The organism is Halobacillus sp. A1 (assembly GCF_024189295.1).
In the GTDB taxonomy this organism is placed as follows: domain Bacteria; phylum Bacillota; class Bacilli; order Bacillales; family Halobacillaceae; genus Halobacillus_A.
Genome location: NZ_JAIZEN010000011.1, coordinates 115,747 through 122,933, shown reverse-complemented (window position 1 = coordinate 122,933; position 7,187 = coordinate 115,747). Strand labels below are relative to the sequence as shown.

Sequence of the window (7,187 nt, the reverse complement as noted above, 5' to 3'; positions counted from 1 at the left end):
GCGCTCGACTTGCATGTATTAGGCACGCCGCCAGCGTTCGTCCTGAGCCAGGATCAAACTCTCCATAAAAGTTAGTTTGACTTGCTCATTTGCACACCGAATGTGCTTGTTTTACTTCCTTCTTTAATAGAAAGAAGACTTGACGTACTGGTTGGTTCGTTCAGTTTTCAAAGATCAAATGTTGTTTGCCGCTTCAAAACAGCGACTTAATTAATATATCATTTATAGTTATTTAAGTCAACAACTTTTTTAAAATGATATTTCGCTGATTTGTGTTAGCTGCTGACGCGCTTTTAACGCGACAAGAAATAATATACCATGCGTGAAAAATATACGCAACCCCTTTTAATAAAAAACTATGAAACTTTTAAAATAGACTCTGCTGCATTTCATTTCTGAGTTGATAAGATCCTTTATCCTGAGATTCAGTTTTAATATATCCAGTCCTTTTGCGCGACGAAAGATAGTTCTTAAAAGTCCGGTATGGCGTACGGTGAGCTTCCTCGGGCTGGCTCTTCATGGGATCTCAACATAAGATTGGTGAGACTTTTACTTTCACCGCCCCTCTAAATAAAACAAGGGCAAATAAAAAACGAGCAGAGTTTTGATCACTCCACTCGTTTTTATAAGACCCATAGATGGATAGCGACAAGAGATAGAACTCCCGGGATCCCCAGGACCGCAGAAGCGATCGCCGTAAAACCATTAATAGGAATATGAAGTCCAAACTGAGCACCAAATAAATTTACGAAGAATAATAGAATGACTGCAATGACAACCCTCATTAAAGCCTGTCCAAGCCACTTAATGGGTGAAGCAGGCATACCTACAATGAGCAATATAGGAATGGCGAGACCTATCAAAAGAATGACGAGCACCGGATCCATTAAAAAACCCCCTGGGTAAATAGCATTTCTTAGTACAAGTTATGCCTTTCTCCAGAGAGTTATTCCTTTTGCTTATGAAAGAGCGTTCACTTTTCTATGCCTTGCTTCTCTCAATAGATAAAGATATTTGGCTTTGGCTAAAGATACATCCAGTATACCTTGTTCACTCGGCTCGATACTGTGTTCAATAATATTTTCTAACGCTTCCCACTCGTGCTTCATTCGTTTGATGTCAGCTAAGAGCTGCTGATCCATAGCTTTCTTTTTGGCTTTTTTCTTCGTTAACACGATCCATCCACCCTTTTCCCCAATAGCGGTAAGTGCGGCCATATTATTATACATATAGGAAGAAACACGGAAAAAGCTCCCCTGGCTTGCCGATTGAAATTATAAATCTCTTCTTCCTTCAAGAGCTTTTGACAAGGTGACTTCATCTGCATATTCCAAATCCCCGCCAACAGGCAGTCCGTGGGCAATCCTTGTCATGCGTATCCCGGACGGCTTCACTAATCGTGAAATATACATGGCCGTAGCTTCTCCCTCTATATTCGGATTGGTAGCTAATATCAATTCTTCCACACCTTCATCTTTTAAACGGTTGATGAGGCTAGGAACATTGATATCCTCAGGTCCAATTCCATCCATTGGAGAGATGGCTCCATGAAGCACATGATACTTACCGGTGAATTCCTTCATTTTTTCCATAGCGATTACGTCTTTAGGGTCCTGGACTACACAGATCACTTTTTGATCACGGCTTTCATCCTGACAGATGGAGCATGGATCCTGATCTGTAATGTGTCCGCACGTAGAACAATGCGTTAGCTCCCTTTTTGCATTAACGAGCGCCTTCCCAAAATCGAGAACATCATCATCTTCCATTTCAAGGACAAAAAAAGCCAGGCGGACAGCCGTCTTAGGGCCGATCCCTGGCAGCTTTGTAAAACTGTCAATCAGTTTTGATATCGGTTCTGGGTAGTACATGAAAACTCCTCCTAAAACATTCCTCCAGGCATACCCTTCGTGAATTCTCCCATAGTATCATTCGTTTTATCATCAACTTGTTTAATGACATCGTTCATAGCCGTAATAATTAAATCTTGAAGCATTTCTATATCATCAGGATCGACAACTTCTTCATTAATTTCTACATCTGTAATCTCTTTTTTACCATTAGCAGTAACTTTAACCATGCCACCGCCGGCTGCCGCTTCAAAAGTTTCTTCGTGAAGTTCCTCTTGAGCCTTCATCATTTTCTTCTGCATTTTCTGCATTTGTTTCATCATATTGTTCATGTTTCCTCCGCCACGCATAATAAAACTCCTCCTTTAATTGTTTACCTTTAGTCTTGAATTTCTATAAGATCATCACCAGCTAATTTCCTAGCTTCAGAAATAAGGGGGTCTTCTTCCTCTTCCCCATCTTCAGCTGATGATTGGCTTTCTTCCCCATCACCATCACTTTTTTGCTTACGTACATATTCCTCACGCAATTCCTTCCACTTTTCTACTGGGATCGGAATGAGGTTCAATGGTTTCCCTGTGAACTCTGTAAGCAGAGGTTCAATCGTTTTCTGGTGCTCTAACGCCAGAGAACAGTGAATGTCATACCGGAACGCTAAAATCAGGGCTTTTGATGAAGCTGCACTCGGTCTGCTGTTCAATAAAGTAGCATGAGCCGGAGCATTCGTTTGTTTGAGCCGCTCCATAAAAGCGGGCCACTGGGCTTGCACTTGTTTCAGCTCTTCCTTAGAAGCTTCACTCAATACAATCCGAATCCGGTCATATGGTACATTATAACCGTTTCTATTCGATCTTGCAGGACTGCGCTTCTGAGGCTGTGCCGCTTGAGCTGGAGCTTGACCTCCAGCAGGAGGATTAGCTTTCAATTCAGCTAATTCTTTCTCCAGTTTATCAAGCTTTTGCGTAAGCTTACTGACGACTTCCGAATCTATACCAGCTTCGGCAGCCGGCTGGTGGTCGACAATATTCAAGATGGAAATTTCGATAAAAACCTTCGGGCTGGTCGTCCATTTCATTTCCTGCTGACATTGATTCAGTTCGCGAATCGTCTGCTGGATCCATCCTGCTGACAAACTTCCTGAAAGAGCCTCAAAAGACTCATCTGGAATCGCCCTCTCTAAATTATGCTTTAAGTCAGGGGCACTTTGATATAACAAAATATCGCGCAAGTAATAAATTAAATCAAATACGAAGCGGCCAGGATCATTTCCACTCTGGATTAAATCATCCACCGCACCAAGCGCTTCATTCACCTGCTTGTCGTTCAGAGCATGAATGACCTCAGAAAGTTTCGCCTGAGATACAGAACCCGTTACAGCTAATACATCTTCCACGTTGACTTCATCTTCACTGTAGGACACGGCCTGGTCCAATAAGCTGAGTGCATCACGCATGCCGCCTTCTGCAGACAGCGCTACGATTTCCAGAGCTTCACGACCTATCGTGATTTCTTCGGCATGTGTGATTTTTTCCATACGTTCGACCATCGATTGCTGGGTAATCCTTTTAAAATCGAAACGCTGACAACGGGAAATAATCGTAAGCGGAATTTTATGCGGTTCCGTTGTAGCCAAAATGAAAATGACGTGCTTTGGCGGCTCTTCTAATGTTTTCAGGAGAGCGTTGAAAGCTCCCATAGAAAGCATGTGCACTTCGTCTATGATGTAAACCTTATAAGAGACAGCGCTTGGAGCATATTTCACTTTATCTCTGATTTCACGAATTTGCTCGACCCCGTTATTTGAAGCGGCGTCGATTTCAATGACATCAGAGATCGATCCATCCTGAATCCCAAGACAAGCCGAACACTCATTACACGGCTCCTTGATCGGGGCCTTTTCACAGTTCACCGCTTTAGCAAAGATTTTCGCTGCACTTGTTTTTCCTGTACCTCGCGGTCCGGAAAATAAATAAGCATGAGAAAATTTATCCTGCTCAATTGCATTCTGCAATGTACGGGTAATATGAGTTTGTCCAACTACGTCTTCGAAGTTCCTGGGGCGCCAAACTCGATACAGTGCCTGATAACTCATTCAACCGCTCTCCCTTTTTAGTCTCTTTTATATTATAACTGAATTAAGGATTAGATGTGAACCTTAAGAAACGGCCTTAAGATTGCAAATTGAAAAATCCTAACATTAAAAAAAGAACCGCTATGAAAAATCTCATAACGGCTCTTTGTGTGCGTATATGTATACCGTGCACCCACTTTCGATGGCTCGATCCCAAGCGTTACTCATGTTTATGGCTCGACCCAGGCGACCCCGCGGCACACAAGATGATCAGCTTACTGCTGCTTCCTTCCGGATCTGACAGGGTTCACTGGTTCTCGTTGCGCGGGACCTGGGTGTCAACACCACTCTCATGAGGCAGACCTTGAAAACGAACCACCTGGAGTGGGGATTCGGCCTCGCTATAGCGGATTGCGAGTACAGGGCACCGCTACCTCCCCGCTTAGCACGGTATTTCCTAGTATAGCGAGTTTTGTTATAAATTGCAATGATTTCGAAGGCTTAATTGTTTCCATTTTTATTTCTTTTTCTACTTTCCCTTAATCCTTTGAAAAATGAAGTTAACAGCTCTCCGCACTCTTTTCCTAATACACCGGTTTCCACTTCTGACTGATGGTTGAACCTTTCTTCCTGTAATAGATTCATAAGAGTCCCGGCGCAGCCTGCTTTAGGATCGAAAGCTCCGAACACGACGCGAGGTATTCTCGATTGAACGATAGCTCCCGCACACATAGGGCAAGGCTCAAGTGTTACATACAACGTGCAGTCCTCGAGCCTCCAGCTTCCTAACGCTTGATTTGCTTGTTCAATCGCTATCAATTCAGCGTGCGACGAGGACCGTTGAGACGTTTCCCTTTCATTATAGGCTGATGCAATCACTTCATCATTATGTACAATCACTGCTCCGATCGGTACTTCTCCAATACTCTGCGCACGATGGGCCTCTTTTAAAGCCAGACCCATATAATGATCGTCCTTATTCAAAAAAATCTCTCCTTTTATAAATGATCCGTATAATTGAACCAAGTTGTTTCATATATTCATTATAGTTGAGGAAGGAGTGCTTGTTATGCAAATTCACGTCGTCTCTGAAGGTGAGTCGGTATTTTCCATTGCCGGTCTATATGAAGCCGTACCTAATCAGATTATTGAAGCGAATGAGTTAGAAACACCGGGAAATTTAGTCGTTGGCCAGGCACTTGTAATTCCAATTGACGGCGAGTTTTATTTTGTGCAGCCGGGAGACAGCTTATTTGAAATCGCTCAGCTTTTTAATACGACCGTCGATGAGCTTATTCAAGTCAATCAGCTTCAGCCTGGATCCACTCTGCCAGTAGGATTCCGTCTATACATTCCACAAAAACCGAAAACCGATGCCACATCGAATGCTTATATTGAGCCGTTCGGGGGAGAGGTTTCTGAGAATTTAGTCAATGCTGCAGAAAACAGGTCAGCATTATTGACGTATTTGGCACCATTCAGCTACCGGATGAAGGAAGACGGTTCCTTAGAAGCCCCGCCGCTGGACAATTTCCCTGCTATCGCAGAGGCCAATGATGCGGCACTCATGATGGTCGTGACCAATCTGACGGATGAAGGGTTCAGTGATGAGCTCGGCCGCACTATTTTAACCAATGAACAGCTCCAGGATACGCTTCTTGATAATATCATACAAACTGCCCAATCCGTCGGCTTCAAAGACATCCACTTCGACCTTGAATTTTTACCTCCAGAATTAAAGGAAAACTATAATCAATTTCTTAGAAAAGCGAAACAGCGTCTTGCTGCAGAAGGGTTATTGATTTCAACAGCTCTTGCACCAAAAATAAGCGCCGATCAGGTCGGTGCATGGTATGAAGCACACGACTATAAAGCGCACGGGGAAATTGTAGACTTTGTCGTTTTAATGACGTATGAGTGGGGATACAGCGGAGGCCCCCCTATGGCCGTGTCTCCTATAAATTCTGTCAGAGAGGTCGTTGACTATGCGTTGACGGAGATGCCAGCTGACAAAATCCTGCTCGGTCAAAATTTATACGGCTACGACTGGACACTTCCTTATGAACCTGGAGGGGAGTTCGCTAAAGCCATCAGTCCACAGCGGGCTATCCAGATCGCTCGGGAAAATAATGTGCCCATTGAATACGATGAAGAGGCTCAGGCTCCTTTTTTCACTTATACAGACGCCGAAGGAAATGATCATGAAGTTTGGTTTGAAGATGCCCGGTCAATCCAGGAAAAATTTGATTTGATCAAAGAGTTGGGATTAAAAGGGATCAGTTATTGGAAGCTTGGCCTGTCCTTCCCTCAGAATTGGGAGTTATTGAATAGCAATTTTAATATATCAAAAAATGTATAAACATAAAAAAACAGCGCCAAAGACCTGTACCCCGATGGATAAAGTGCATAACCATCAAGGTACAGGTCAAGGCAGCTGTTTTTTTTATGAAGAATGTATGAAGGTCACCTGACGTTCTTTAACATCCGCTTCATGATAAGCCGCTGCTAATCCTTTCTCTTCAACGGCTTGCTTAGTGACGATTCGATAAGGTACGCGGACTTCAAACGAGCGTTCAAAAGGAAATGGATCGAGGGATACATGACTTTCATCAATCCAATGAGGCATCACTCCATCCGGAGCTATATCGAACTGCTGTCTGAACCCGTCCTTGAACCAGGAAATTTCCTCATCCTTTGAAACGCCTGGCTCCTGCATACAAATATAGAGCGACAGGTCATCACCAAATTGCAATCGATCAAAATGGAGCTGATAAATATCTGATGGAACTTCCATTTTCATTAACTGGTGAAGCTGCTGCACCCGTTTTTCTTCGTCTGCGAGAAACTTCATGATCAGCGGGTCACGGCTGTCCTTGGAAAAGAAGGATTGATAATGCTCACTGCATAATATAGCGGCATAGGACGACCGCTCCGCAACCTCTTCAATGCCTTGCTGATAAGCTTCCAGCTTTTCCTTTAAAGGATAATCAATGAAAGAATACGGTCGCTGCTTTTCTTCATTCCAAACAGGCTCCTCATCAAGCGCGATCCAGGCTCGATCGTGTTGAGACACCGCCCAATCAGCTTCCTCCCTAAGTTTGGATCGCAATAAGAATTTGCGTTTCCAATGCAGGACGATTTCCCCTGACACTAAGGCATGATCGTGTTGCGCAATCATTAAGAAATGATCTTTACGTTCGTTCACAATCATTTCTCTCACCCCCATCTTTTTAACATACGTATCCCTATTATAATTTATTCTACGA

General features: G+C 43.5%; 8 protein-coding genes, 1 rRNA gene and 1 other RNA gene. 1 reads left to right on the top strand and 9 read right to left on the bottom strand.

Annotated elements, in window-relative coordinates:
• From LF817_RS13040 to tadA, 8 genes are all read right to left on the bottom strand, one after another.
• Positions 1-69: ribosomal RNA gene (locus LF817_RS13040) — 16S ribosomal RNA — on the bottom strand; the annotation flags it as partial.
• A 554-nt stretch (positions 70-623) separates the two neighbouring features.
• Positions 624-887: a pro-sigmaK processing inhibitor BofA family protein gene (locus LF817_RS13035; RefSeq protein ID WP_253936255.1), complete on the bottom strand. Its 264-nt coding sequence runs from the start codon at positions 885-887 to the stop codon at positions 624-626.
• A gap of 72 nt (positions 888-959) precedes the next feature.
• Positions 960-1,175: a YaaL family protein gene (locus LF817_RS13030; RefSeq protein WP_253936254.1), complete on the bottom strand. Its 216-nt coding sequence runs from the start codon at positions 1,173-1,175 to the stop codon at positions 960-962.
• 99 nt (positions 1,176-1,274) lie between these two features.
• Positions 1,275-1,871 (bottom strand): recombination mediator RecR, encoded by a 597-nt coding sequence (recR, locus tag LF817_RS13025; protein WP_253936253.1) that lies wholly within the window; start codon positions 1,869-1,871, stop codon positions 1,275-1,277.
• Positions 1,872-1,882: 11 nt separating this feature from the next.
• Positions 1,883-2,200: a YbaB/EbfC family nucleoid-associated protein gene (locus LF817_RS13020; RefSeq protein ID WP_253936252.1), complete on the bottom strand. Its 318-nt coding sequence runs from the start codon at positions 2,198-2,200 to the stop codon at positions 1,883-1,885.
• 29 nt (positions 2,201-2,229) lie between these two features.
• Entirely contained in the window at positions 2,230-3,942 is a 1,713-nt protein-coding gene (dnaX, locus tag LF817_RS13015; RefSeq protein WP_253936251.1) for a DNA polymerase III subunit gamma/tau, read from the bottom strand.
• A gap of 164 nt (positions 3,943-4,106) precedes the next feature.
• Positions 4,107-4,372, bottom strand: an RNA gene (gene ffs / locus LF817_RS13010) — signal recognition particle sRNA large type.
• A 50-nt stretch (positions 4,373-4,422) separates the two neighbouring features.
• The gene (gene tadA / locus LF817_RS13005) at positions 4,423-4,905 is read right to left on the bottom strand and encodes a tRNA adenosine(34) deaminase TadA (protein WP_253936250.1); all 483 of its coding nucleotides are present in this window, start codon (positions 4,903-4,905) and stop codon (positions 4,423-4,425) included.
• 85 nt (positions 4,906-4,990) lie between these two features.
• Between tadA and LF817_RS13000 the strand changes: the two genes are divergently transcribed.
• Positions 4,991-6,280 carry a glycoside hydrolase family 18 protein gene (locus tag LF817_RS13000; protein WP_253936249.1) on the top strand — a complete coding sequence of 430 codons (1,290 nt, stop codon included), beginning with the start codon at positions 4,991-4,993 and terminating at the stop codon, positions 6,278-6,280.
• Between the two features lie 84 nt (positions 6,281-6,364).
• On the opposite strand, the gene LF817_RS12995 is transcribed toward LF817_RS13000, so the two are convergent.
• On the bottom strand, positions 6,365-7,132 hold the full coding sequence (locus tag LF817_RS12995; protein WP_253936248.1) for a DUF3891 family protein: 768 nt from the start codon (positions 7,130-7,132) through the stop codon (positions 6,365-6,367).
• Positions 7,133-7,187 lie beyond the last annotated feature (55 nt).